The sequence below is a fragment of the Bacillus niameyensis genome (assembly GCF_001375535.1).
Lineage (GTDB): Bacteria > Bacillota > Bacilli > Bacillales > Bacillaceae_C > Lederbergia > Lederbergia niameyensis.
This window is the reverse complement of the sequence record NZ_LN831197.1, coordinates 3,848,160-3,873,637: the sequence shown is the minus strand read 5'-3', so window position 1 is coordinate 3,873,637 and position 25,478 is coordinate 3,848,160. Positions and strand designations below refer to the sequence as shown.

At 39.4% G+C, this 25,478-nt stretch carries 21 protein-coding genes and 2 CRISPR repeat arrays; of the genes, 10 read left to right on the top strand and 11 right to left on the bottom strand.

Features of this window, described 5'->3' with window-relative positions:
* Positions 1-19 precede the first annotated feature (19 nt).
* Positions 20-4,000 (bottom strand): carbohydrate binding domain-containing protein, encoded by a 3,981-nt coding sequence (locus tag BN1243_RS17780; protein ID WP_062109054.1) that lies wholly within the window; start codon positions 3,998-4,000, stop codon positions 20-22.
* A gap of 304 nt (positions 4,001-4,304) precedes the next feature.
* Between BN1243_RS17780 and BN1243_RS17775 the strand changes: the two genes are divergently transcribed.
* Positions 4,305-5,672: an extracellular solute-binding protein gene (locus BN1243_RS17775; RefSeq protein WP_062109052.1), complete on the top strand. Its 1,368-nt coding sequence runs from the start codon at positions 4,305-4,307 to the stop codon at positions 5,670-5,672.
* Between the two features lie 51 nt (positions 5,673-5,723).
* On the opposite strand, the gene BN1243_RS17770 is transcribed toward BN1243_RS17775, so the two are convergent.
* On the bottom strand, positions 5,724-6,959 hold the full coding sequence (locus BN1243_RS17770) for a hypothetical protein (protein WP_062109051.1): 1,236 nt from the start codon (positions 6,957-6,959) through the stop codon (positions 5,724-5,726).
* Positions 6,946-7,503, bottom strand: a complete 558-nt coding sequence (locus BN1243_RS17765; protein WP_062109049.1) for a sigma-70 family RNA polymerase sigma factor — start codon at positions 7,501-7,503, stop codon at positions 6,946-6,948. Before BN1243_RS17765 ends, BN1243_RS17770 begins: the two co-directional genes overlap by 14 nt.
* Positions 7,504-7,749: 246 nt before the next feature.
* Between BN1243_RS17765 and BN1243_RS17760 the strand changes: the two genes are divergently transcribed.
* Positions 7,750-8,802: a 2,3-butanediol dehydrogenase gene (locus BN1243_RS17760; RefSeq protein WP_062109047.1), complete on the top strand. Its 1,053-nt coding sequence runs from the start codon at positions 7,750-7,752 to the stop codon at positions 8,800-8,802.
* 177 nt (positions 8,803-8,979) lie between these two features.
* Here the strand turns inward: BN1243_RS17760 and BN1243_RS17755 are convergent, their stop codons facing one another.
* Together BN1243_RS17755 and BN1243_RS22765 are read right to left on the bottom strand one after the other, a co-directional pair.
* Positions 8,980-9,276, bottom strand: a complete 297-nt coding sequence (locus tag BN1243_RS17755) for a helix-turn-helix transcriptional regulator (RefSeq protein ID WP_062109045.1) — start codon at positions 9,274-9,276, stop codon at positions 8,980-8,982.
* A 121-nt stretch (positions 9,277-9,397) separates the two neighbouring features.
* Entirely contained in the window at positions 9,398-11,011 is a 1,614-nt protein-coding gene (locus BN1243_RS22765) for a GIY-YIG nuclease family protein (RefSeq protein ID WP_230200249.1), read from the bottom strand.
* Between the two features lie 327 nt (positions 11,012-11,338).
* Between BN1243_RS22765 and BN1243_RS17745 the strand changes: the two genes are divergently transcribed.
* The 5 genes from BN1243_RS17745 (at position 11,339) to BN1243_RS17725 (ending at position 14,977) form a co-directional block, all read left to right on the top strand.
* Positions 11,339-11,701, top strand: coding sequence for a lmo0954 family membrane protein (locus BN1243_RS17745; RefSeq protein ID WP_069201802.1), 363 nt, complete (start codon positions 11,339-11,341; stop codon positions 11,699-11,701).
* A gap of 17 nt (positions 11,702-11,718) precedes the next feature.
* Complete coding sequence (locus BN1243_RS17740) at positions 11,719-12,384, top strand: PspA/IM30 family protein (protein ID WP_062109044.1); 666 nt, start codon at positions 11,719-11,721, stop codon at positions 12,382-12,384.
* A gap of 199 nt (positions 12,385-12,583) precedes the next feature.
* Positions 12,584-13,300 (top strand): cell wall-active antibiotics response protein LiaF, encoded by a 717-nt coding sequence (gene liaF / locus BN1243_RS17735; protein WP_062109043.1) that lies wholly within the window; start codon positions 12,584-12,586, stop codon positions 13,298-13,300.
* On the top strand, positions 13,297-14,328 hold the full coding sequence (locus BN1243_RS17730) for a sensor histidine kinase (protein ID WP_062109042.1): 1,032 nt from the start codon (positions 13,297-13,299) through the stop codon (positions 14,326-14,328). Before liaF (BN1243_RS17735) ends, BN1243_RS17730 begins: the two co-directional genes overlap by 4 nt.
* 13 nt (positions 14,329-14,341) lie before the next feature.
* Positions 14,342-14,977 (top strand): response regulator, encoded by a 636-nt coding sequence (locus BN1243_RS17725; protein WP_062109041.1) that lies wholly within the window; start codon positions 14,342-14,344, stop codon positions 14,975-14,977.
* Between the two features lie 23 nt (positions 14,978-15,000).
* Here BN1243_RS17725 and BN1243_RS22195 read toward each other — a convergent pair whose 3' ends face one another.
* On the bottom strand, positions 15,001-15,153 hold the full coding sequence (locus BN1243_RS22195; protein ID WP_154669893.1) for a hypothetical protein: 153 nt from the start codon (positions 15,151-15,153) through the stop codon (positions 15,001-15,003).
* 124 nt (positions 15,154-15,277) lie between these two features.
* Positions 15,278-16,925: direct repeats of the CRISPR family, unit length 33 nt; unit sequence ATTTCAATCCACACTCCCAATACAGGGAGTGAC.
* Between the two features lie 195 nt (positions 16,926-17,120).
* On the opposite strand from BN1243_RS22195, the gene liaF (BN1243_RS17720) reads away from it, so the two are divergent.
* Genes liaF (BN1243_RS17720) through BN1243_RS17710 form a run of 3 tightly spaced genes read left to right on the top strand, consistent with a single transcriptional unit; the run spans position 17,121 to position 19,514 of the window.
* Positions 17,121-17,837, top strand: coding sequence for a cell wall-active antibiotics response protein LiaF (liaF, locus tag BN1243_RS17720; protein ID WP_062109043.1), 717 nt, complete (start codon positions 17,121-17,123; stop codon positions 17,835-17,837).
* Complete coding sequence (locus BN1243_RS17715; protein WP_062109042.1) at positions 17,834-18,865, top strand: sensor histidine kinase; 1,032 nt, start codon at positions 17,834-17,836, stop codon at positions 18,863-18,865. Before liaF (BN1243_RS17720) ends, BN1243_RS17715 begins: the two co-directional genes overlap by 4 nt.
* 13 nt (positions 18,866-18,878) lie before the next feature.
* Entirely contained in the window at positions 18,879-19,514 is a 636-nt protein-coding gene (locus BN1243_RS17710) for a response regulator (protein ID WP_062109041.1), read from the top strand.
* A 23-nt stretch (positions 19,515-19,537) separates the two neighbouring features.
* Here BN1243_RS17710 and BN1243_RS22190 read toward each other — a convergent pair whose 3' ends face one another.
* The 5 genes from BN1243_RS22190 to cas7c form a co-directional block, all read right to left on the bottom strand.
* The gene (locus BN1243_RS22190; protein WP_154669893.1) at positions 19,538-19,690 is read right to left on the bottom strand and encodes a hypothetical protein; all 153 of its coding nucleotides are present in this window, start codon (positions 19,688-19,690) and stop codon (positions 19,538-19,540) included.
* A 124-nt stretch (positions 19,691-19,814) separates the two neighbouring features.
* A CRISPR array of direct repeats spans positions 19,815-22,550; the repeat unit is 33 nt; unit sequence ATTTCAATCCACACTCCCAATACAGGGAGTGAC.
* 159 nt (positions 22,551-22,709) lie between these two features.
* Positions 22,710-23,000, bottom strand: a complete 291-nt coding sequence (gene cas2 / locus BN1243_RS17705) for a CRISPR-associated endonuclease Cas2 (RefSeq protein ID WP_062109038.1) — start codon at positions 22,998-23,000, stop codon at positions 22,710-22,712.
* A 9-nt stretch (positions 23,001-23,009) separates the two neighbouring features.
* Positions 23,010-24,041 carry a type I-C CRISPR-associated endonuclease Cas1c gene (gene cas1c / locus BN1243_RS17700; RefSeq protein WP_062109036.1) on the bottom strand — a complete coding sequence of 344 codons (1,032 nt, stop codon included), beginning with the start codon at positions 24,039-24,041 and terminating at the stop codon, positions 23,010-23,012.
* Positions 24,038-24,667: a CRISPR-associated protein Cas4 gene (cas4, locus tag BN1243_RS17695; RefSeq protein ID WP_326569848.1), complete on the bottom strand. Its 630-nt coding sequence runs from the start codon at positions 24,665-24,667 to the stop codon at positions 24,038-24,040. The genes cas1c and cas4 overlap by 4 nt, the downstream gene beginning before the upstream one ends.
* A 16-nt stretch (positions 24,668-24,683) precedes the next feature.
* A partial coding sequence (gene cas7c / locus BN1243_RS17690) for a type I-C CRISPR-associated protein Cas7/Csd2 (RefSeq protein WP_062109040.1) occupies positions 24,684-25,478 on the bottom strand: 795 nt, incomplete at its 5' end.

The following is a 25,478-nucleotide window of genomic DNA, read 5'->3' as shown; positions in this document are numbered from 1 at the left end:
CAAGCCTGATTTTCATTTGCTATTTTTTTAGCATCGTTTCAGCTTCAGCTTTTAACTCAGAAAATGCCCGATCAGAAATAGAACCTTTCTTTCGTAATTGCTCAAGTAATCGCAGAAAAGCTTCCATATGCTTAGCGACTTTTACATCGTCTCCCTTACTTTCAAACTGGGATACAGATGTAAGATGAAGTTTCAATGTTCGAATGGATTGTTCATCATTGAATTCACCTTCTGCTTCGAGCGACTCGACCGTTTCTAAAATCTTTTTAGCCGTTATCTCTTGATCGCCTGGATCTTCGCCATCATCCCATTTAATTGTATATTGGAGAGAGGATTTCTTATCAGTTGCTGTCACTGTGATAACTGTTTTATCCCCTTCGTCTAAGATTTCAAATTCTGCCCCCAGTTGGGTTGTTTCTACTTCTACTTCCTTTACGGAGTCGGAGGAAACAGTATAAGACAGCATGCCTGGCGAAAATCCGTTTACTTCTTTGCCGCCAACTTTAATAGTCGATAAAGTCGCATCCGTTTCTGGCACTTCAATTTCAAATAACTCATCGCCGAGGGCATAAAAGATACTGCCATTTACGCCGACTGTCATATTATTCATAAACTGATCCTCAAGCACTTTATAGTTCAAGCTTTCAGGGTCAATCACGATCAATTTGCGTGATAAAGTTGTATACAACATACCATCTGGGCCCCACTCCAAGCGATATGGGAACCATTTGCTAGAATTATATAAGCTTGGCTGAATCGTTTTACTTGCTAAAATTTCATATGTGTCTGGATCCATTTTGAAAATAGTTCCTTCGACTGCTCCCCACAAATTGCCATCAGGACCGATTGATAAATCACCGATCATTCGTGGAGTTTTATCGATTCCCGGAATTTCAGGTGTGAATTCCGCGATTTTTTCACCCTTCTCAACATCCCAAACGAACATTTTTGCTTCAGTTGCTTTCGGATCTGTTCCGAGTCCGCCCCAGACAGATGTTCCGCCATAAAGTTTGCCATTGTGATAAACAAGTCCGATAATACTTTGATCTTTCACGACATTACGATGCTGAGTCCATGTATCTGTTTTCTCGTCGTATATCGCGAGCACCCCACCGAGTATGCCGTAATCAGGCACCGTTCCGACAAACAGTTTATCGTCTCCGGAAGTGATCGCAAAAGGACGATCCTGCTGGTCCGTAATATCATATTCAAACTTCGGATTGTTATTTAAATCAACAGGCTTCGTCGGGTCGTAGCTATACATAATCGCCCCTACATAGGTGCCGTAATAAACTTTGCCATTCAAAAAGCCAATTCCTTCTGGTTGAGCAAACGCTGATAAATTGACTGTAACATCCTGTGTATAAGGGTTAAAAATACTCATCCCCCTTTGATACCCGCCCATATACAAATTGCCATCCTCGCCCGTTTTCAAAGCTTGAATTGCAACAGATGTCGCAGCGAGGTCCAAATTGATGAACATCATATCGTTTGTTTCTGGGTGATAAAGCATGTACTCTCCATATTGCGTAATCATCGCAAGTACTGTATCACCATTTTCGACCGTCAGCCATTGCATATCTTTTACACGAACTGTATCAGGGAGTAGTGGCAAGTTCTCGATCACTTTCGATTCATTCGCCTCAAAATCGTATTGATAAAATTTCTCCTGAAACTTGTAATAAATGATGTTTGGCTTATTAGGGTTTGGTTGTGAAACGTTATTGCTATATTGGAATGTGTTTAAAATCGAATAATCGTCAGGATCAACGACTAACATATTAATCGAACCGACGGAAAGTAAAAGCTTCCCATTAATCAAATGAATATCTTCAAAAAACCCATCCTCACCAGAATGACCGGCGATAATGATTTCTTCCTTTTCACCTGATTGCCGATCAACCTTGTACAAATGTTTTTTCGAGCCGATTCCAACGTAAATGGACTCATCACTTACCGCTATTCCGCGCGCGTATTCTTCAGTATCAGAAACTCTTCCATAATCACGGAATTGCCCTGTCTCAATGTCGTATTCAAATACACTTGCATGCGGATAAGTGGAGCCATAAATTTTACCATCCTCTGTTGCTTCCAAATCCCAAATCCAAGTATCAGAAGGATTCGCACCTAATTCCTCTACCTTTTTCAACTCAGGAAGATAGCGATACAATTTTCCATCAGCTGTACCTGCAAAGTAAACATTTTTATCAGGGCCAATTGTCATTGCCCAAACTGCTTCTGTATTTGGAATGACTTGCGAAAATTTCAACTCACCTGTTTCTGCATTTAATACAGAAAACGTCCCTGGAAGTCCATTCGAATGATAATAAATTTCGTTTTCTCCAAGACTATTTTCACCGATTTTCCCCGCTTGCCCAAGCTGTACATGAACCATCGGACCAAGCTTTTTTGCCTGCGCATACTCTCTTTCAAGAGGCTCTTCTTCTTCTAATAACTCAAATGCCACTTCATCAAAGTATGCTTCCGTCAAGCTTATCCCACCTGAATAAAATACTAATCGTGCATATGCTGCATTAGCTGGGGCTTCCGCTAATACTTTCAAATCAGTCCATGTGTTTTTCGGTAAATTCCCGAAAAGTTCTTGTTTATGACCAACTTGCTTACCATCACCATTGTAAAAATAAACTTCGTAAACGATGTTATGAGTCTGTGAAACTGTATTGACAAACACTGATGCCAAATAAGACTTCTTAGGTGTAACAGCAACTGGATCACTCCATATCCGCAAACCTGCCTGATCAGACGTATCATGGAAATGAATACTCTGTTTCCCTTCCTTCGCTCGGTCTGTTGATAGCTTCACTCCTAAAAGATCCCCCTCAACTGTCCAACCCGGAATAACACTAGCTTCCCCCACATCCTCAAAACTAGGATTCGTAACTTCTGTCGGGTACTCCGTTACAGGTGGTTCTTCTTCCTCACCTGAAGTTTTCAAAGCAACATCGTCAATAAAGGCTTCTGTTACAGCGACTTTTCCCGAATTAAAACGCAATTCAATTCGTGTAGCACCCTCTGGTACAGTGAAAGGTACCCGAATTTCCGTCCATTGATTTTTCCCTAAATCAGCTTCCCTAAATAATTTGAACTCAGCATTTCCAACTTTTTCGTTAGCATCATTAAAAAAGTGAATTTCATAGCCTAAACTATGTGTTAATTTCACAACATTGACTGACGCAACTGCCTCATAGCTAGTTCCTGCCGTAACGGTAATTTTCTCACTCGCCACTTGTAGTTGTTCTTCATTGCTAGAGTTATTAAAATGAAGACTGCTAGTCCCCGAATGAACTGTTTCGCTTTCTAAAGCAACTTCACTGACCGTATTCGTTGTAACAAGGCGCCAACCAGGAATTTCAACCGCTTCTTCAAAGCCATTATTCGGCACAGTGATTTCTTCTCTCTCAGCTGATTCGATTAAGACGTCATCAATATACGCTTCCGTGACGGCAATCTTTCCCGAATTAAAACGCAATTGTACATGCGTTGCTGATTCTAGCATTGTAAAAGGCACTTCCAATTGATTCCATTCATTTGCTTTTAAAGTCCCTTTAGCAAAATTTATAAATGTAGCTGCACCAACTTTTTCACCTGCTTCATTGTAATAGTGGATTTCATATCCAAGGCTATGTGTTTGTTGCACAACATAAGCATTTGCTTTCGCAATATAGTCTTGTCCTGCTGTCAAAGGAATTTTTTCACTAGAAATTTGCAACTGCTCTTCGGCACTCGAATTATTGAAATGAAGACTGTTTGTACCGGAAAGAGCTTGGGCTGAGCTTACAGTCAACGTACTTTCCAGATGATTCGTGACCGGATTCCAACCAGGAATTTTAACGGGCTCTTCAAATCCGCCATTATAAATATCGATTGTTCTTTCAGTTGCCTCTTCTGCCGATGACATACTTGGTAATGTTGTAAACATGCCTAAAATCAACGCAATGCAATAGCTGATCAGTAAGGCTTTCTTTCGTTTTTCCCTCAATATCTTCCACCCCTTGTCCAATTTCTCGATATGATACATCTGGAGCAAAATGTATTCTAGGGTGTAGGAATATTTCGGCAGTGCAAATATGCAATCGAACGTTTCACCATTGTTAGCGTTTCCAAAAAACGCCCTGAATATTTACATAATATTCTAAACATGTGTATCATATCTGTATCACACCCTTTATTATAGGTGATACAACTAGTTATTTATTGAGTATTTGGACTTATTTTTCCATTTGGACAGGCGCGTCAAGTTCACGTATAATAATGTCAATCATTTTGTAAAGGACGTATTGAACTTGTCACAAAAACCTACCCGCATGATTTTCGATCAACGAATGGGGAAAATGCTCACTTCGATTCGTCATGATATTCAGTCTGGAAAACTGCAAAACGGAGATTATTTACCATCTATTAACCAGCTGTGCGAAATCTATCATCTTAGTAAAAATTCGATCCAAAAAGGACTTGACCAACTGGTGAGTGAAGGACTCATTAAAAAAATCCCTCGTGTTGGTATACAAGTCCTTGGAAACAAATCGATCATCCGTTTAGGCTATTATTCCTCTTTAATGAGAGATGCTAATCTTGCTCATCAATTAGAAGCCTTTCAAAAAGAATATAACGATATCCAAGTAGAGCTAGTTCCTCTTCCCTACGGAAATTACAAAGAAGTCGTCACCCATTATTTATTGAATGACCATCTAGACGTTTTGTTTATTAACGATAACCATTTTTCGCAACTTACAGAAGGTGAGGAAAAGCTAAAAGACTTACTTGCGCCGCAAAATATGAAAACGGAAATCTATCCGTTTTTGCATTCATCTTTTATAGATTCTGAAGCTGTTTATGCCCAACCATTTGTCTTTTCGCCAGTTGTTTTCTGTTATAACCAACACCATGTACAATCAAAAGAACTTGATGAATGGGCTCAAACATGGGCACAATTCTCCACTTATTTAGATCAGTTGCATACGAAGCAAAAATATCCATTTTACTTTTATCCAGCATCAACAAATCGTTGGCCGATTTTCTTATTACAAAGCGGCGTTAATTTCCAAGCTTTTCTAAAAAAAGATATAGAGCGCCTCATGGATGGAGTAGAAGCATGTCATACTTTAATTCATAATCAAAAAATCCCGCCAGCTTTTTTATTAGATACCGATACAACCGTCGAGCAACTTTTTGCTTTAGGCAAGATTTCAATTATGATGACGACTTATTTCGGTTTAAACGAATTAAAAGATGTCGATTTTGCTTTTGATCTTGCCCCTCTTCCATATGTCCATGAGCCTGGCACATTACTGTTAACGATTGGACTTGCCTTAAATCAGCATTCCAGTCAAAAAGAGGCCGGACAATTACTAATTGATTTCTTAACATCTTTCAAACAGCAAAAGGCACTACGTGAAAATACACTTTCTATACCTGCTAACGCAGAAGCAGCAGAAAAAACGAGTTTCAAAGCGGGAACAGAACCTTTAAACTATCGACTTTATCAACAAATCCACTCAACCTATCGTAGTTTAGCGGACCTTGGTATCCGAAAAGCAACTCGTCAACAACTGCTAGACAGCTTGAAGTACTACTGGATGGGATATGAAAATAAACAGACGACAAAACTATTGATCGCGGATATATTTCAACAAACAGTAACTCGATCTTAGTCTTACAAAGAAAAGAACGAAAGACTTTTTGTCCTACGTTCTTTTCTTACTTTAAGGCGCATAAATATCTTCCCCTTCAAAATGGCGTATGTAGATTTCCGGATGATTGGGCATTTTATATCCGATCGTCCAGCCACCGTATTCTTCTTCGCTTTTTCCATTTAAATAGAGCGGATTCAAGTGGTAATTGACTACTAAGCCAAAATCCGATGTTTCATAATAATTTTCTATTTCGGCGATTAGTTGGCGGACAGCTTCTTCTTGTCCCGCTCGATTTAATGGGATTTCCGAGAAAATTCCCAGATGGCCAGCTAATAACTTTTTTTCATTTCCTTGAGTATTAAATTGATCCGGCGGATTCAAAAAGTACCCGCCAAACGTCAATGTTTTATAGGCTCTTTCCGTATCCGATAAATCATTTGCACCAAGGGAATTTGTTTTATCCACAAATTGTTGATTCGTTTTTGCGAGATCCAATGTGGTCTCTACATTATCCGAATACGTAGCAGTAACAAGATCTTGGACATACGTATAGTCGTTCAGCCCATAACCGAATGAGTACGGGACAAGAATGTGTTGGTCAGATGTTTCCGCAACAACGTTAGAATAAATAATGGCAATCGAGATATTTGGATAAAGCTTTTGAAATTCCTTGGTAATTTCCTCTTTATGAGCGAGATCACTTTCTGATCCAACAACAACAGCAACTTGGATCAGCTCATCATTATAATAAATCCCTGCGGGTACCCAAACACTCACTTCAGGGAACTTTTGATGAACACTCTCAATTTCGCTGCCGGTCATTAAAAACTTAGTTTCCGTTATCTCTGTATAGCTCAAATCAATGAGTGGGAAATTATGATGTGTCGCAAACGGCTTCTCCGTCAAAGGATAAAAACCTGATAAATCAGCATAGACTGCTGCCCCCACAGTTGCTGGGTCAATCCCGTATGTCTGGAACGTCTTTTCTTGAGACTGTACTAAATTCTTATCTTCAGCAGCTGTTCCTGGCCCTTCTTCATTTTGCATTTCAGCACTATGTGGGATAACTTGAGGGTCTCCGGAGAGTTTTCCGTAAACGAATGATCCGATTGCGAACACGATTCCTATCGATACTGCAAAGGACAAAACAAGAGGTATCAGCCTTTGAAATGGACTCCAGCTTGTACTCCCTCTTTTATTTTCGATATGTTGCAAGATTCGCTTTTTACTACTAGCATCAAACGGACTATTTTGAAATATTTCCTGTTCCAATGCTTCTTTAATCGACTTCTCAGACTGATTCACATCCTTCTCCTCCTTCCAACCTTTCCTTCAAAAGATTTCTTCCCCTTTGCAAACGGCTCCGAATCGTCGAATTGTTTATACTGAGCAACTGACTGATTTCCTTTGTATTCATTTCATCATAATAATAAAGGATAATGACCTCTCGGTATTTGACCGGTAAGGATAAAACGGACTTCGCCAATTGCATAGAATCCACTGTCATGGAAAACTGCTCCTCGGAGGAGTAAACCGTACCACCCATAAATAAATGGATTTTGTCCGTTATTACAGTTCTCTTTTTATAACTGCTACGGAGCAAATCCTTACATCGATTCGCCGTTATGCTATACAACCATGTTTTAATAGAAGAGCCGCCCTTAAAGGTAGAAATTTTTTCATAGACTGTCAGAAAAACTTCCTGAACAATTTCCTCCGCCTCGCCCCAATCATGTAAATATGTATAAGCAAAATTCGTCATCCCTTTTCCGTAAAGATCAATATATTCTTCAACCAGTGCGATTCGGTCTTGGTCACTGATCTTTTCTCTCTTTAAAAAATTTAACATGAGCCCAGCTACCTCCCTTCCCTACTTTGACGAGATTCGATTACATTCTGACGCATAATTAATAAATTTTCCCTTTAAATTTTCACACGAAATAGCTCTATGCGAATATAATGTGCATTCTACACTTTTCTTCAAATTATGACATTTGACCGACACTTTTTGTAATTTATTGATGTTTTCCCACATAATTTATAAAGTGAAAGTATAAACATCATTTTCCAGTTATTGAATCAGGAGGGGTCTATTATGAAAGCAGCAGTATGGTATCAAGCAAAAGATATTCGTGTTGAAGAGCGCGAGGTTCCATCCGTTTCTAGTAATCAAGTAAAAGTGAAAGTAGCTTGGGCAGGTATTTGTGGTAGTGACTTACATGAATATAATGTTGGCCCTGTTATCATCCCAGCTAATGCACCAGATCCTTTATCAGGTGTACAAGCACCACTAGCAATGGGACATGAATTTTCCGGCGTTGTTGAAGAGGTAGGTTCTTCTGTTAGCGGATTAAAAATTGGCGACAAAGTAGCGATTAATCCGTTACTCATCAGTGGTACTCATAAAGATCCATTAGTGGATATGTATAAAGGATTTGGGTTTGTTGGGTTAAATTCTGATGGTGGATTTGCCGAATTCGTCGTTGTCGATCAAAAGAATGTTGTTAAACTTCCAGATGATATGTCTCTAGAAATCGCGGCACTTGTTGAACCAACAGCAGTTGCGGTTCAAGCAGTGAAAGAATCTGGATTCAAATTTGGCGAATCGACTGCTGTCTTCGGTGCAGGACCAATCGGTCTACTAACCATTATTGCCTTAAGAGCGGCAGGTGCACGAGACATATTTGTATTTGATATTTCTGAACCACGTTTGAAAAAAGCTAAAGAACTTGGTGCAACTCATGTTGTCAATTCAGCTGAAAAAGATCCTGTTGAATACGTTAAGTCTTTCTATCCAGATGGTGTTGATCGCACGTTTGAAGTGGCAGGAGTTCCGCAAACATTTAACCAATCGATTGCGGTTACCCGTGCAAGAGGTGTCAATACAATCGTTTCCATTTTTGAAGCGCCAGTAGAGTTTAATCCAATGCTCTTAACAGCGAGCGGTGTCCATTTGGCCTCTTCCCTCGCCTATGAACCAGATGTGTTTGAAACAACTGTGAAACTGATTGCCAGTGGACAACTTGATCCTTCTCCAGTTATCACTGATCATATAGAATTGGAAGAGATTGTAGAAAAAGGCTTTGAAGCTTTACTTCACGATAAAAGCCAAGCAAAAATCTTAGTGAAATTAAGTGGGGAGAAATAAGGGGTTTATATAAATAGAAAAGGATTCTAGTTTATGCTAGAGTCCTTTCTTATTTTTTGATATTGTCCAATGTTGATTCCCCAGGAGGGAATTGTTGCTACTCTTTTGAGGAGATTGGAGTCAAATTCTATTCTTCTGTCTCAACTTTTCACCTTCAGCTAATTATAACGTCTCATATCATAACTTGATAGTATTTTCTTGCTGTCCTCGCTCATTCCTTCCGTCTATCACAAAAGGAATATCGAGTATTTTTGAGATTTCATAAAGAGTTTCCAATTTAGGGAATGTTAGCCCAGCCTCTATGCGACCGATTGTCGATTTCGGTTTACCGACCAATTCAGCTAACTGTTGTTGAGATAACTTTAATTGACGCCTTCTTTTTTTTATTTGCGCGGCAAAATACCCTTGCATTCTTAAATGGTCTACCCTGTTTTCACCGACAATATCAGCATATTTCCTATAGAATTCACTCAACTATCTCACCCTCTCATATTTTAGTATAGGTTAGGGTCTTTCCTACAATAGTTCATCATATGTTATATAAAACGATAGCATATACGCCATCAAACTACAATTTATATAAACCGCTTTCTCCTCACACCGCAACAGACTCTTTAATGGCAAGGCTTTGCCGATATTCTTCAGCCAACATCGTTGTTACAAATTCTGCTGTTGGATCAATATCTTCAACCATATCTTTTAAAGCATTAATGTCTGTCCTAAAGAATTCCTTTCGATAGTTAACTTTATTTACCCTATTATCATTGAGCTCCTTATGCAACTGCTGTTCCAATCCTACTGCATCATCACTAAAAATCATTGCATGCACATCAAATTTAAAGGGAACTGAAGCGCTTCCTAGTTCATCTATTCTATCTTGCGGAATCATTCTTCTTGTCATACCAATTTTAAACATGTTCTGACCAAATGACCCTAGATTGGAGATAATATATACATAACCGGCTTTTCCTAGAGTAAGACTAGCAATCTCTTCTTTCTTTTCCTCAATATTCATCATTTGCTGTTCCAATTCTTTGAGGCGATCTTGTAGCTGGCCTATCTTCTCTTTGTCAGTTTCCTTTAAAAGTAATTCTTTATTTCTTTCCATCTCTACTTTGAATTTACGTTCCTCATTATCAAGTTTCTTTTGTTCTTCAGCAAGAAGTTTCCTCTCTGCCGCTTCTTGTTTCATTTGTTCTTTAATCATTCTTTGTTCTTCTTTTTCCTGCTCCCTGTATACATAGTACTTATATTCAATATTAATAAGTTCTATATATAACGGTTCAATTTCTGTCAAGAATTTGGTTATCGTCGAAAGAATATTACGATTCCCTTCTCCACAGATGGCCAAATATTTAGTGATAATATCCTGGACAGACTGAATGGATTCTTCTAATTTATTATATTTTAATTGAAATAGCAGAATTTGTATTTCAGCTTGAAGTCCTATGATCATTAAATTGTAAATCGTTTTATTTGCTTTAGTGGTATATCGGTCCTCGTAATTAACTAGTACGTTTTTTATTTCTTTATTCGTAGCACTCGATAATTTCCTTAATTCCTTAGAATGATCAGAGTGAAGGTGAAGTCTAAGTACTGTTCCAAGAATTGAATCCTCAGATAGCTCATTTCGTAATTCCTCTATTTTCTTTTCTACACCCTCAAAATTAATTGTATATGGAAATCTTTCATGAAAGTTTTTTAAACCTACAATCTCTGACTTAAACTTTCTAGCTTGATTTCTATATCTATTTACTTCACGAAGTAAACTTTCATGTTCCTCTGATAAATTATTAATATTTGCATTGTATTCTACTGTTTTATCAACTACGTCTTTCAGTGCTTCCTCAGCATCTTTTGCTATACGCTCAGCTTCGAGTTTTGCATTTTCAACAATCTCCGTTTTTTCTTCGTACGTTGATGCATCAAACTCTTCCCGAAGCTTCCTTATGAAACCTTCTTGATCATCTAAAATTTTGCCTTTTTCTTTTATACCTGCATCTAACCTTGCTACTATTTCCCTTTTTTCTTTAATTGGTGTACTCAGCAACTCATCTTCATGAATGAAGGTATAGAATTCTTTCCTTTTTATTACTTGAACAACTAATAACGCAGTTGCCACCAATGCCGGTACAATCAAGACTCCAAATAGTGCAAGTCCGAAAATCATTGGAGTCGAATACCACCATTTATCCTTGTAGGTTGACAATCTATTACCCCTCCCGACGTAGATATTTTTGCCTATTTCCATTTTACCAAATTATACTGACGTTAAATAGTACATTTGACTATTTCGTCGGGCATACCTTTTCCATTGTTTCAATATATTTATAGATTCCTGTCTATATACTTCCCTTTAATACAAGCCAAAACTGATTGTCAGCTAGGGGTCACTTATCTAGTGAAACGAAATCATTCGTAGTAAAACCTAGCCTCCTCCGCCTCAGGTCTGAGAAATAAATCAAGCTGAGGCTGGTTCTTTCGTCTTTCATTTTTCTTTAAAGTAGAGGTACAAGGATGAAAGGAGGAAATTAAATTGAAAAAGTTTTGGCTCGTTGTACTCGCGATTATTATGGGGATCGTGGCTCTATCCAATTTAGGAGCAATGATCGGCATGGCGATTTGTGGAGTGATTGTCTACTTTTCGCTAAAGCAATTTTTAGCAACAGATTCAACAGCTGGAAAAATCATCTGGGCCATCATTGGCTTCATCGGTCTATCTGGTTTGTTCCACAGTCTCCCAGCCCTGTTTGGAATTGCCGCTGTGTATGTTCTATACACGATTTATAGAAATTGGGATAAAGGACCAAAAAAGAGCCCACAACCCCCTACTGAGGAGAAAGTTGATCCTTTCGAAGGATTTGAACGCCAATGGGAAGAGTTACAAAATAACCGATAAAAGGAGCGCACAATATCATGAATCAATTTTTTGAAAAAGTAAAATCAACTATTATGTCTGATCTACAAACTGTATCCGAAGTTGCAACAGATAAAAAAGACCCGGTTTCGTTGCTAAATAAATACTTACGTGAAAGCGAGGCTGAAGTAACTAAAGCCGAAAAATTAATTGAGAGGCAACGAATTTTAACAGAGGAATTTAAAAAAGAATTGAAACTGGCCCAAGACCTTGCTGACAAGAGAAGAGAACAAGGTAAAATTGCGATGAATGCGGGTGCAGAAGATTTAGCAGAGATTGCTCTTAGATACCAGGCGCAAGCAGAGGAACAAGTAGAGCGTCTAACTCGTTCTTACGAAACAGCAATTGAGCAATTAAGTGAGTTGGAACAAAAACATGAAGAGATGAAACTGAAAGTGAAAGACATGCATTTTAAAAGAATGGAACTAATGGGGCAAGAAAACGTCCTTTCTATGAAAGAAAAGATGAATAAACTGCTTGATGAAACAGAGTTTGGTGAAACAGCAGATAGAATCGACACTCTCCAAAGATCCATGAAGCAACAGGAAAATGACATGGATGACGAATATGCGATTACCATTTTTGATGCTAAAGTAAAAGAAATCGCAAAGGAAATGAGTCGCTCTGAAAAAGTGAAAATTGAAGATGAAAACGTGGTACAATAAAGTGAAACTTCAAGCAGTGGGGGTTAGGTATGTGAACATTGTTCATGGAGACTTTACTACAAGAAATTGTGATTAGCCCCACTGACTGTTAGTTAAACCAATCGAGCTTTTACGAGCAGTTAACATATGAAACGAGAGGCAGTTGTTACATGCCTTTCTTTTTTCACTACTCTATGAAATGAAAGGGGGATAAATTAAAATGAAAAAAATGAGTAAAACAAGCGTCATTGGCTGGATTTTCCTCATTACAGCTATTGGAGTCGGTTTGGAAATTCTCTTTAATTGGCGGCTATTTATCCCCCTTTTAATTGGGAGCTTTCTGATTTACCAAGGAAGGTATTTGAAAAAAAAGCAAAACACTTATTTCATTATTGGGATCATTCTCATCGCTATACCTGTTTTATCTTCTGGTTTTCTAAAATTAATTGTGATCTTTGCCGTCGTGTACGGATTATATGAATACAATAAAACGAAGAAACATCCGGAAAAGATTGTTGTCCAAACAGTGGAACCAGGGGACACTTCCTCACACCTTCATAAGAAGATTCCCTATTTTAAAAACAGCTTCATCGGCAGTAAGCAAAAAAACAATGGAGTGTATGAATGGGATGACATCAATATTCAATGTGGCTTTGGCGATACGATCATTGATCTTAGTATGACGATGCTTCCCCATGGCGAAAATGTCGTTCTCGTCAGAAGTTTCATTGGAAACATAAAAATACTCGTTCCATTTGATGCTGCGGTCGTTGTCAATCATTCGTCCATTAGTGGCAAAATGAAAATTTTCGATGAAGAGATGGAACTCTTTAACTCCAATATCATTTACGCTCCTGATTCCGCTCAAGAATCGATTAGAACGATTAAAATTATGACAAACGTCATGATTGGAGATATAGAGGTGAAGCGAATATGAGAATTAGAAAAACATTCTCCCTCTATTTCGCCTCTGTCTCCCTTATTTCCGCTCTCCTAATCGGGACGGCATTTTTGTTTTTTGTTGATGATGTAGAATGGTATGAAATATTGCTGAAAAAGACGTTTTTTTGGATTCCGAGCGGTATTTTTTTAGTAGTGCTTTGTATTGTTTTAGGAGTTGTAACAGGATGGATCATTGGTGGTACGATCCAAAAGAAAAACGACGACTTAGCAGCCGGTTTATTTGAAATCGAACAAGGAAATTACGAAATTCAAATAGAAAAACAAAAACAGGACGATGAATTTTCTATCATCTGGCAAAGACTAGAAACGATTGCCAGCCGTCTAAAAGAGCAAGCGATTGTTCAACAACGATTCACTAGCGAAAGAGTCGAATGGAATCAGCAGTTAAAAGAAGAAGTGCTGACAAAAGAACGAAATCGACTTGCCCGCGAATTACACGACTCTGTCAGCCAACAACTATTTGCGGCAACGATGCTTTTATCCGCCATCAACCAAAATCCTGACCCTGCAAGTGAAACAGCTTTAAAACAATTAAAGCTCGTCGAAGGGATCGTAAATGAAGCACAAACAGAAATGAGAGCACTTTTATTACATTTACGGCCTGTTCAACTTGACGGAAAAAGCTTAAAAGCCGGAATTGAAGAAGTTCTATCAGAAGTAACAGCAAAAATCCCAATTAAAGTGATTTGGAATATTCAAGACGTCCATCTTGAAAAAGGAGTAGAAGATCATTTATTCCGAATTGTTCAAGAAGCCGTCTCCAATACTTTAAGACATGCGAAGGCAACCGTATTAGAAGTTAGTTTAAAACAAATTCATCCCTTTGTTTACTTGAAAATCACCGATAATGGGAAGGGATTTGACACAAGCAATAATCATGTCGGCTCCTACGGATTATCCAATATGAAGGAAAGAACGGCTGAAATTGGCGGCAACTTGAAGATGATTAGCATAAAAGATAATGGAACAAGCATTGAAATAAAAGTACCGATTTTAATATAAAGGAATGAAAATCATGATAAAGGTGCTATTAATAGATGATCACGAAATGGTGCGCATTGGTGTTTCTGCCTATTTGTCCGTGCAAAAGGATATTGAAGTAGTTGGTGAAGCGAGTGATGGTGCAGAAGGTGCGGAAATGGCTTTAGCCCTTCGCCCCGATATTATTTTAATGGATCTCGTCATGGAACCGATGGACGGAATTGAATCAACAAAATTAATCTTAAAACAATGGCCGGAAGCAAAAATCATGATTGTCACGAGCTTTTTAGATGATGAAAAGGTCTACCCCGCTCTCGAAGCGGGCGCGAGCAGCTATATATTAAAAACCTCCACTGCCAGTGAAATTGCAGATGCGATCCGCTCTACATATAAGGGGCAATCTGTGCTCGAACCGGAAGTAACGGGGAAAATGATGGCTAGAATGAAAGAAAAGCATCAACCGCTATTACACGAACAGCTGACTAATCGCGAACATGAAATCCTACTTCTCATTGCTGCCGGAAAAACAAATCAAGAAATCGCCGATGAACTTTTTATCGGATTAAAAACCGTCAAAACCCATGTGAGCAATATTTTAAGCAAACTGGAAATCCAAGATCGCACACAAGCAGCGATTTATGCATTTAAGCATGATTTGGTGAAGAAATAAAGTGAAACTCGAGCTTTCGTGTTTCACTTTTTTCGTTTCAATTCACGTAATTCTGTTTCTTGTTCTAGTGATCTCATTGCTAACGACGCAAGAATTTTGTCCTGGCGAACTTGTCCCTTTTTTATATCTGAATTGTCAGATTGCAGAGGATCCACTTTCGTCTCTGCCGTTGACATTCTTTGCTCTAATTTGTCAAAACGATTGTTCATTTGGGCTTTTGGGCTTTTGGGCTTTTGGGCTTTTGGGCTTTTGGGCTTTTAGATCTTAGGCTCACTTCTCTCGCTGTTCTCCATTCTTTTTGTTTCAATCCACACCCCCTATACAGGGAGTGACCCTTCAAAGTGCATATTGTGCACAGTGCATACATAATTTCAATCCACGCTCCCAATACAGGGAGTGACTCGCAAAGGAAAAATGGTGAACGGTGTATTTGTATTTCAATCCACACTCCCAATACAGGGAGTGACGTTAATCTTTTGGGATACTAACGAGCTGAAGCGAAATTTCAATCCACACTCCCAATACAGGGAGTGACTTTCTTTCCCTCGCCTAGAAATGTTGCACGTTGTATTTCAATCCACACTCCCAATACAGGGAGTGACTTTAATAGTATGCGTACATCACTTTCTAATACTGCTATTTCAATCCACACTCCCAATACAGGGAGTGACTGCAAAAAATAAAGATAACATATCACGATGGTGATTTCAATCCACACTCCCAATACAGGGAGTGACTAAATACCATTAAAGATATTGTCTCATCATCTTTTATTTCAATCCACACTCCCAATACAGGGAGTGACTAGACCAATGACCGAACCAACGTGCGACATGTGCATTTCAATCCACACTCCCAATACAGGGAGTGACTTCACTTTATTAGCAACAATTAACCCACCGATAATAATTTCAATCCACACTCCCAATACAGGGAGTGACAGAAAAGGTTAAGTGAAACATCACTCACAATTGTTATTTCAATCCACACTCCCAATACAGGGAGTGACAAGTAAGAAGGAAGACGAACCAGTTGAAGAAACTATTTCAATCCACACTCCCAATACAGGGAGTGACTAAGATTGTAAAAAAGTCTGAGGGAGGAGGGCTATTTCAATCCACACTCCCAATACAGGGAGTGACGCCTTTTACGTGTCCGTATGGCCCGAACCTAAGTATTTCAATCCACACTCCCAATACAGGGAGTGACGAGCTTATTCTAAGAGGTTTGATAAACAAGCATATATTTCAATCCACACTCCCAATACAGGGAGTGACGATGTTTTATTGGCAAGTAGCATAAAGGAAGAATTATTTCAATCCACACTCCCAATACAGGGAGTGACTATGATAGATGAGTGGAAAGCAATGAGCATTATATTTCAATCCACACTCCCAATACAGGGAGTGACGCTTATACGTAAACTGTCTACTGTATTGGGGGCAGATTTCAATCCACACTCCCAATACAGGGAGTGACGCGGTAGGGTCAGGTAAGAGTTACCACGGAATAATTTCAATCCACACTCCCAATACAGGGAGTGACAAGATTAGCTCCTTCTATGGTAGTGTAGTTCGTAATTTCAATCCACACTCCCAATACAGGGAGTGACCAACTCTATTCTTGATCTGCCATAACTCATATGTAATTTCAATCCACACTCCCAATACAGGGAGTGACGGTATTAAAGTGTCCACTTACAGTTTTAATTGTTATATTTCAATCCACACTCCCAATACAGGGAGTGACCGAATTTGTGCATTCGATCTACGGCCGACAAACATTTCAATCCACACTCCCAATACAGGGAGTGACAAAACGTCCCGATAGGCACTAGCACATTTTCTAATTTCAATCCACACTCCCAATACAGGGAGTGACTCTCAAATCCATCGAAGCTAGGAAAGCAGAAATTATTTCAATCCACACTCCCAATACAGGGAGTGACCGGTGATACCCNGTGGGGGTTAGGTATGTGAACATTGTTCATGGAGACTTTACTACAAGAAATTGTGATTAGCCCCACTGACTGTTAGTTAAACCAATCGAGCTTTTACGAGCAGTTAACATATGAAACGAGAGGCAGTTGTTACATGCCTTTCTTTTTTCACTACTCTATGAAATGAAAGGGGGATAAATTAAAATGAAAAAAATGAGTAAAACAAGCGTCATTGGCTGGATTTTCCTCATTACAGCTATTGGAGTCGGTTTGGAAATTCTCTTTAATTGGCGGCTATTTATCCCCCTTTTAATTGGGAGCTTTCTGATTTACCAAGGAAGGTATTTGAAAAAAAAGCAAAACACTTATTTCATTATTGGGATCATTCTCATCGCTATACCTGTTTTATCTTCTGGTTTTCTAAAATTAATTGTGATCTTTGCCGTCGTGTACGGATTATATGAATACAATAAAACGAAGAAACATCCGGAAAAGATTGTTGTCCAAACAGTGGAACCAGGGGACACTTCCTCACACCTTCATAAGAAGATTCCCTATTTTAAAAACAGCTTCATCGGCAGTAAGCAAAAAAACAATGGAGTGTATGAATGGGATGACATCAATATTCAATGTGGCTTTGGCGATACGATCATTGATCTTAGTATGACGATGCTTCCCCATGGCGAAAATGTCGTTCTCGTCAGAAGTTTCATTGGAAACATAAAAATACTCGTTCCATTTGATGCTGCGGTCGTTGTCAATCATTCGTCCATTAGTGGCAAAATGAAAATTTTCGATGAAGAGATGGAACTCTTTAACTCCAATATCATTTACGCTCCTGATTCCGCTCAAGAATCGATTAGAACGATTAAAATTATGACAAACGTCATGATTGGAGATATAGAGGTGAAGCGAATATGAGAATTAGAAAAACATTCTCCCTCTATTTCGCCTCTGTCTCCCTTATTTCCGCTCTCCTAATCGGGACGGCATTTTTGTTTTTTGTTGATGATGTAGAATGGTATGAAATATTGCTGAAAAAGACGTTTTTTTGGATTCCGAGCGGTATTTTTTTAGTAGTGCTTTGTATTGTTTTAGGAGTTGTAACAGGATGGATCATTGGTGGTACGATCCAAAAGAAAAACGACGACTTAGCAGCCGGTTTATTTGAAATCGAACAAGGAAATTACGAAATTCAAATAGAAAAACAAAAACAGGACGATGAATTTTCTATCATCTGGCAAAGACTAGAAACGATTGCCAGCCGTCTAAAAGAGCAAGCGATTGTTCAACAACGATTCACTAGCGAAAGAGTCGAATGGAATCAGCAGTTAAAAGAAGAAGTGCTGACAAAAGAACGAAATCGACTTGCCCGCGAATTACACGACTCTGTCAGCCAACAACTATTTGCGGCAACGATGCTTTTATCCGCCATCAACCAAAATCCTGACCCTGCAAGTGAAACAGCTTTAAAACAATTAAAGCTCGTCGAAGGGATCGTAAATGAAGCACAAACAGAAATGAGAGCACTTTTATTACATTTACGGCCTGTTCAACTTGACGGAAAAAGCTTAAAAGCCGGAATTGAAGAAGTTCTATCAGAAGTAACAGCAAAAATCCCAATTAAAGTGATTTGGAATATTCAAGACGTCCATCTTGAAAAAGGAGTAGAAGATCATTTATTCCGAATTGTTCAAGAAGCCGTCTCCAATACTTTAAGACATGCGAAGGCAACCGTATTAGAAGTTAGTTTAAAACAAATTCATCCCTTTGTTTACTTGAAAATCACCGATAATGGGAAGGGATTTGACACAAGCAATAATCATGTCGGCTCCTACGGATTATCCAATATGAAGGAAAGAACGGCTGAAATTGGCGGCAACTTGAAGATGATTAGCATAAAAGATAATGGAACAAGCATTGAAATAAAAGTACCGATTTTAATATAAAGGAATGAAAATCATGATAAAGGTGCTATTAATAGATGATCACGAAATGGTGCGCATTGGTGTTTCTGCCTATTTGTCCGTGCAAAAGGATATTGAAGTAGTTGGTGAAGCGAGTGATGGTGCAGAAGGTGCGGAAATGGCTTTAGCCCTTCGCCCCGATATTATTTTAATGGATCTCGTCATGGAACCGATGGACGGAATTGAATCAACAAAATTAATCTTAAAACAATGGCCGGAAGCAAAAATCATGATTGTCACGAGCTTTTTAGATGATGAAAAGGTCTACCCCGCTCTCGAAGCGGGCGCGAGCAGCTATATATTAAAAACCTCCACTGCCAGTGAAATTGCAGATGCGATCCGCTCTACATATAAGGGGCAATCTGTGCTCGAACCGGAAGTAACGGGGAAAATGATGGCTAGAATGAAAGAAAAGCATCAACCGCTATTACACGAACAGCTGACTAATCGCGAACATGAAATCCTACTTCTCATTGCTGCCGGAAAAACAAATCAAGAAATCGCCGATGAACTTTTTATCGGATTAAAAACCGTCAAAACCCATGTGAGCAATATTTTAAGCAAACTGGAAATCCAAGATCGCACACAAGCAGCGATTTATGCATTTAAGCATGATTTGGTGAAGAAATAAAGTGAAACTCGAGCTTTCGTGTTTCACTTTTTTCGTTTCAATTCACGTAATTCTGTTTCTTGTTCTAGTGATCTCATTGCTAACGACGCAAGAATTTTGTCCTGGCGAACTTGTCCCTTTTTTATATCTGAATTGTCAGATTGCAGAGGATCCACTTTCGTCTCTGCCGTTGACATTCTTTGCTCTAATTTGTCAAAACGATTGTTCATTTGGGCTTTTGGGCTTTTGGGCTTTTGGGCTTTTGGGCTTTTGGGCTTTTAGATCTTAGGCTCACTTCTCTCGCTGTTCTCCATTCTTTTTGTTTCAATCCACACCCCCTATACAGGGAGTGACCCTTCAAAGTGCATATTGTGCACAGTGCATACATAATTTCAATCCACGCTCCCAATACAGGGAGTGACTCGCAAAGGAAAAATGGTGAACGGTGTATTTGTATTTCAATCCACACTCCCAATACAGGGAGTGACGTTAATCTTTTGGGATACTAACGAGCTGAAGCGAAATTTCAATCCACACTCCCAATACAGGGAGTGACTTTCTTTCCCTCGCCTAGAAATGTTGCACGTTGTATTTCAATCCACACTCCCAATACAGGGAGTGACTTTAATAGTATGCGTACATCACTTTCTAATACTGCTATTTCAATCCACACTCCCAATACAGGGAGTGACTGCAAAAAATAAAGATAACATATCACGATGGTGATTTCAATCCACACTCCCAATACAGGGAGTGACTAAATACCATTAAAGATATTGTCTCATCATCTTTTATTTCAATCCACACTCCCAATACAGGGAGTGACTAGACCAATGACCGAACCAACGTGCGACATGTGCATTTCAATCCACACTCCCAATACAGGGAGTGACTTCACTTTATTAGCAACAATTAACCCACCGATAATAATTTCAATCCACACTCCCAATACAGGGAGTGACAGAAAAGGTTAAGTGAAACATCACTCACAATTGTTATTTCAATCCACACTCCCAATACAGGGAGTGACAAGTAAGAAGGAAGACGAACCAGTTGAAGAAACTATTTCAATCCACACTCCCAATACAGGGAGTGACTAAGATTGTAAAAAAGTCTGAGGGAGGAGGGCTATTTCAATCCACACTCCCAATACAGGGAGTGACGCCTTTTACGTGTCCGTATGGCCCGAACCTAAGTATTTCAATCCACACTCCCAATACAGGGAGTGACGAGCTTATTCTAAGAGGTTTGATAAACAAGCATATATTTCAATCCACACTCCCAATACAGGGAGTGACGATGTTTTATTGGCAAGTAGCATAAAGGAAGAATTATTTCAATCCACACTCCCAATACAGGGAGTGACTATGATAGATGAGTGGAAAGCAATGAGCATTATATTTCAATCCACACTCCCAATACAGGGAGTGACGCTTATACGTAAACTGTCTACTGTATTGGGGGCAGATTTCAATCCACACTCCCAATACAGGGAGTGACGCGGTAGGGTCAGGTAAGAGTTACCACGGAATAATTTCAATCCACACTCCCAATACAGGGAGTGACAAGATTAGCTCCTTCTATGGTAGTGTAGTTCGTAATTTCAATCCACACTCCCAATACAGGGAGTGACCAACTCTATTCTTGATCTGCCATAACTCATATGTAATTTCAATCCACACTCCCAATACAGGGAGTGACGGTATTAAAGTGTCCACTTACAGTTTTAATTGTTATATTTCAATCCACACTCCCAATACAGGGAGTGACCGAATTTGTGCATTCGATCTACGGCCGACAAACATTTCAATCCACACTCCCAATACAGGGAGTGACAAAACGTCCCGATAGGCACTAGCACATTTTCTAATTTCAATCCACACTCCCAATACAGGGAGTGACTCTCAAATCCATCGAAGCTAGGAAAGCAGAAATTATTTCAATCCACACTCCCAATACAGGGAGTGACCGGTGATACCCGATGATAATCGAATTAAAAGAAGTAATTTCAATCCACACTCCCAATACAGGGAGTGACCAAACAAACGTCACCGATCTACAAAAGGCAAATATATTTCAATCCACACTCCCAATACAGGGAGTGACACCAATCCCGATGTTTCAGGTGTTCACCCTATTTTATTTCAATCCACACTCCCAATACAGGGAGTGACAATGTACGGCTATCGCGTCAGTGAGGTTAGAAAGCCATTTCAATCCACACTCCCAATACAGGGAGTGACGCACTTTGATTCATACGCTAGGGGAATCATTATTATTTCAATCCACACTCCCAATACAGGGAGTGACAGTAAATTGAGTAAGCTTTTTCTGATAATCCCATAAATTTCAATCCACACTCCCAATACAGGGAGTGACCCTCGGATTTACTCGGACGATGATCGACTTGGGAATTTCAATCCACACTCCCAATACAGGGAGTGACCAGATTGCGCATGGGCAGAATCGCAACGCTCAAATCATTTCAATCCACACTCCCAATACAGGGAGTGACGATCCTTCTTAAAAAGCTTGGATGCATTAGAGGATTTCAATCCACACTCCCAATACAGGGAGTGACACGGAGTGTAGCAATTTATTTTTTAAAAAAATTATTTCAATCCACACTCCCAATACAGGGAGTGACTCGAATATATGATATGCTCATCCCCTTGATTGAGATTTCAATCCACACTCCCAATACAGGGAGTGACTTATCAAAATTTACGACAGGAAGCTTGCCATCTTCAAATTTCAATCCACACTCCCAATACAGGGAGTGACGGAAAAAGATCTAAAAAGGATCGAAGAATTTAAAAATTTCAATCCACACTCCCAATACAGGGAGTGACGACCTTTAACGATTGAGGGGGGAAAAAATTGAGCATTTCAATCCACACTCCCAATACAGGGAGTGACGGTGGTGCCAGCACTGGAGTTGAAATGGCCACAGGACTATTTCAATCCACACTCCCAATACAGGGAGTGACCAAAATGATTATCGAGTATGAGGACGGACGTAAGATTTCAATCCACACTCCCAATACAGGGAGTGACCGCAAGATATAGAGATTACTTCTACCACCATCACTATACCTTGTTTTTCAAACCATTAACTAAATATTTTTAAACAAGTTTTATCATACTATAAGGCATCTTTTGCTCAAAAGTTGCGCGAACCTCCCAGGGATTTCATGTTCACTTCAGGTTCGCACATCAGAAAATCAGTGGATCCTCTACTTTTATCGATGGCTTTGCACCTATATGCCTAACTTTTGTATCATGGTTATTACCTAAGCGGTAATATCGTAAACTATCAACATCTGGATCAATGATTTCTTCAAGTGCAAATTCGAGTTGGCGTAATTGTGTGCTATCCACGATACATTCAAAAACAGAGTTTTGTACTCGAACACCATATTCTTCACATTTTTTGGCAATTTTCCGCAAGCGTCTTTTGCCACTATCTGTTTGTGTCTCCACATCATAGGTAACGAGAACAAGCATTGTGAACACCTACCTAATTAGAATTGGGGGATATGCATCGAGATCCCCACGAAGATAACGTGCTAATAATAACGCTTGAACGTGTGGGATAAGCCCCCAAGGTATTTTTTCCTTTAAGAAAGGATGTGTAATAGATTGTTGCTTTTCCTTTTGCCATAATTGTAAAAAATTCTTACGTGCATCATCCTTTAAAATGACAGCATTATTTTCTTTTACAATAAAGTCATGGCTGCTTACTTGCTTACGGTTGATTAACTTTAGGATAAATCTATCTGCAATAATAGGCCTTAATTCCTCCATTAGATCAAGAGCAAGCGAAGTTCTCCCCGGACGATCTCGATGTAGGAAACCTACATATGAATCCAAGCCTACTCCTTCAAGAGCAGCAGCTGTTTCCGATGCTAGGAGCGAATATGCGAATGAGAGCATAGCATTTACAGGGTCTAAAGGTGGTCTCCGATTTCGTCCACGAAAGAAAAACACGTCTTTCTGTTGCAGAACACATTCTCCAAAGACACTATAATAAATACTAGCTGCATTCCCCTCGATGCCACGCAATCCATCTAGATTATCGCATTCACTGACAGCCGCTCTTGACGCTTGCAACCTTTCAATCGCCCTATTAATCCGTTCACCATCTACCCTTAAAGCATGGTCTCTTATATTCCTCTTTAACAGCTGTTCACTGTTAAAAATTTTTCCTATAATCATATGCTTTGAAATACTGGCAGACTTTTCTTCATCATCAGATATCCTGTATTGTTTTTTCCGTAAAGTGACGTTCCCGTTTAGCTCCCCGGTGAGACGCCCCCGAAAGCGACCCCTACCGGAAAAGAAGGTTAGGCTAATATTCTGTTCCAAACATTCATTCATTAAGGCTGGGCTTGCTCCTTGATATCCAAACGTACATATCGCCTCAATATTATGCAAAGGAATCCGGGCAATAGACTCCTCTGATTTTAATAGATTCAAATTCTTACCTTTTAATGCGAGATACACTTCGGGATCAGAAACATAAACGGTATTTAATAATTGTTTCACTCTGCCAACATCCTATTCATGTAAGTTGATACTTTCTCTCGCTCTAAAAGTTCTGGCATGCACCTATTGCGTAACGAACAGCGCTGGCAATGTTTTCCGGTCTTCACCCGTGGTGTATGCCTTTGCTTATAGTAATGATGCATTTCCTTTGTCATCACTCTAACCCGTTGTTTCATTTCCTCAGTAATTGTTAAAGTTTCACGTCGTTTCACTTCATGATAATAAAGGGCCGCTTCCTCAATCTTTGTCCCAAGCATTTCTTCAAGACATATCGTTTGAGCAGTAAGTTGGAAAATATCTGCATCGTGAGTTTTTGGTTTACCGCGTTTATATTCAATTGGTTTCGGTTGATAGAGTCCCTTTTCTTTAGCCAGTGGTATGCCTTGTTCATGTAATGAGAATTCAACCATATCACATATTCCACTAATTCCTAATTCTCCAGAGTGAATTGGTAGTGCACGCACATAGATTGTATCTCCTCTTTTTTCCCGCAAAAATGGATCATCTACTTTTTCGTGAAGGTAATTTCCTTCAATAGTTAAGACATTTTCTTCCCACTCCTGTTCAATATGAATAAGTGCCCACTGCCTTCTACAAAAGGCAAAATGCTGGATACCTGACAACATCAGATAATCCTCTTCCTCATAGCCCGTCATATTCTTCTACTGACAGTCCTTCCAATGGTTCTACTGTAATTTTGTAGTTTTCAATAGACGATGGCCAGCTATCCTTTACCTTTTCCACTTTCATTGAGCGATGCACGGCAGCGGATGAATATTGCCCTAACTTGGAATTGTGTTCCCACCAAAATAATTTGTTCACTTCCATGCTGCCATCCGGTCTTGCTGATGAGGCATCATTAGCAAATAAAGTTTTCAGCGCCTCTTTCAATTTCTCTGCATCTTCATAAGTAAAGCCTGTCCGCTCAGCAAGTTGCGGGTTGATGCTGCCGCAAAATACATACACCCCAAAATCTACGCGGTGCTTCATCCCCATTGTGTCCGCTGTTTTTTGACTAGGATCCTTTTCATTTGTAGTGGAGTTCACGCTTTTCGTAATTTGCATACTCGTTACATCAACTGGTTCAATACTTGTTGCCGTATGGATTGAGACAGGCCCTCGTATACCAATGGACATTTTCGCTCCCTTAAATGCGAACACCTGCCCAAATGCACGTACGTCATACCATGTCTGACTTGCTATCACCTCTGCAGTTTGTTCATCTGTTCCAGTTGCTTTGGATTTGGTCAACAATTTCTTCAATTCCTCAACAGAATCAACCCTATCTTTAATACTGCGATATGAATCGGAGCGTCTTTCATCCGATTGCACTAGAATCGATTCCCCTTCATCTTGGAGACGATTTCTAAGCTTACGTTTAATGGCAACATCCGAAACTTCACCATGCCCATAAAAATCTTGGCGGGGACGGTTCCC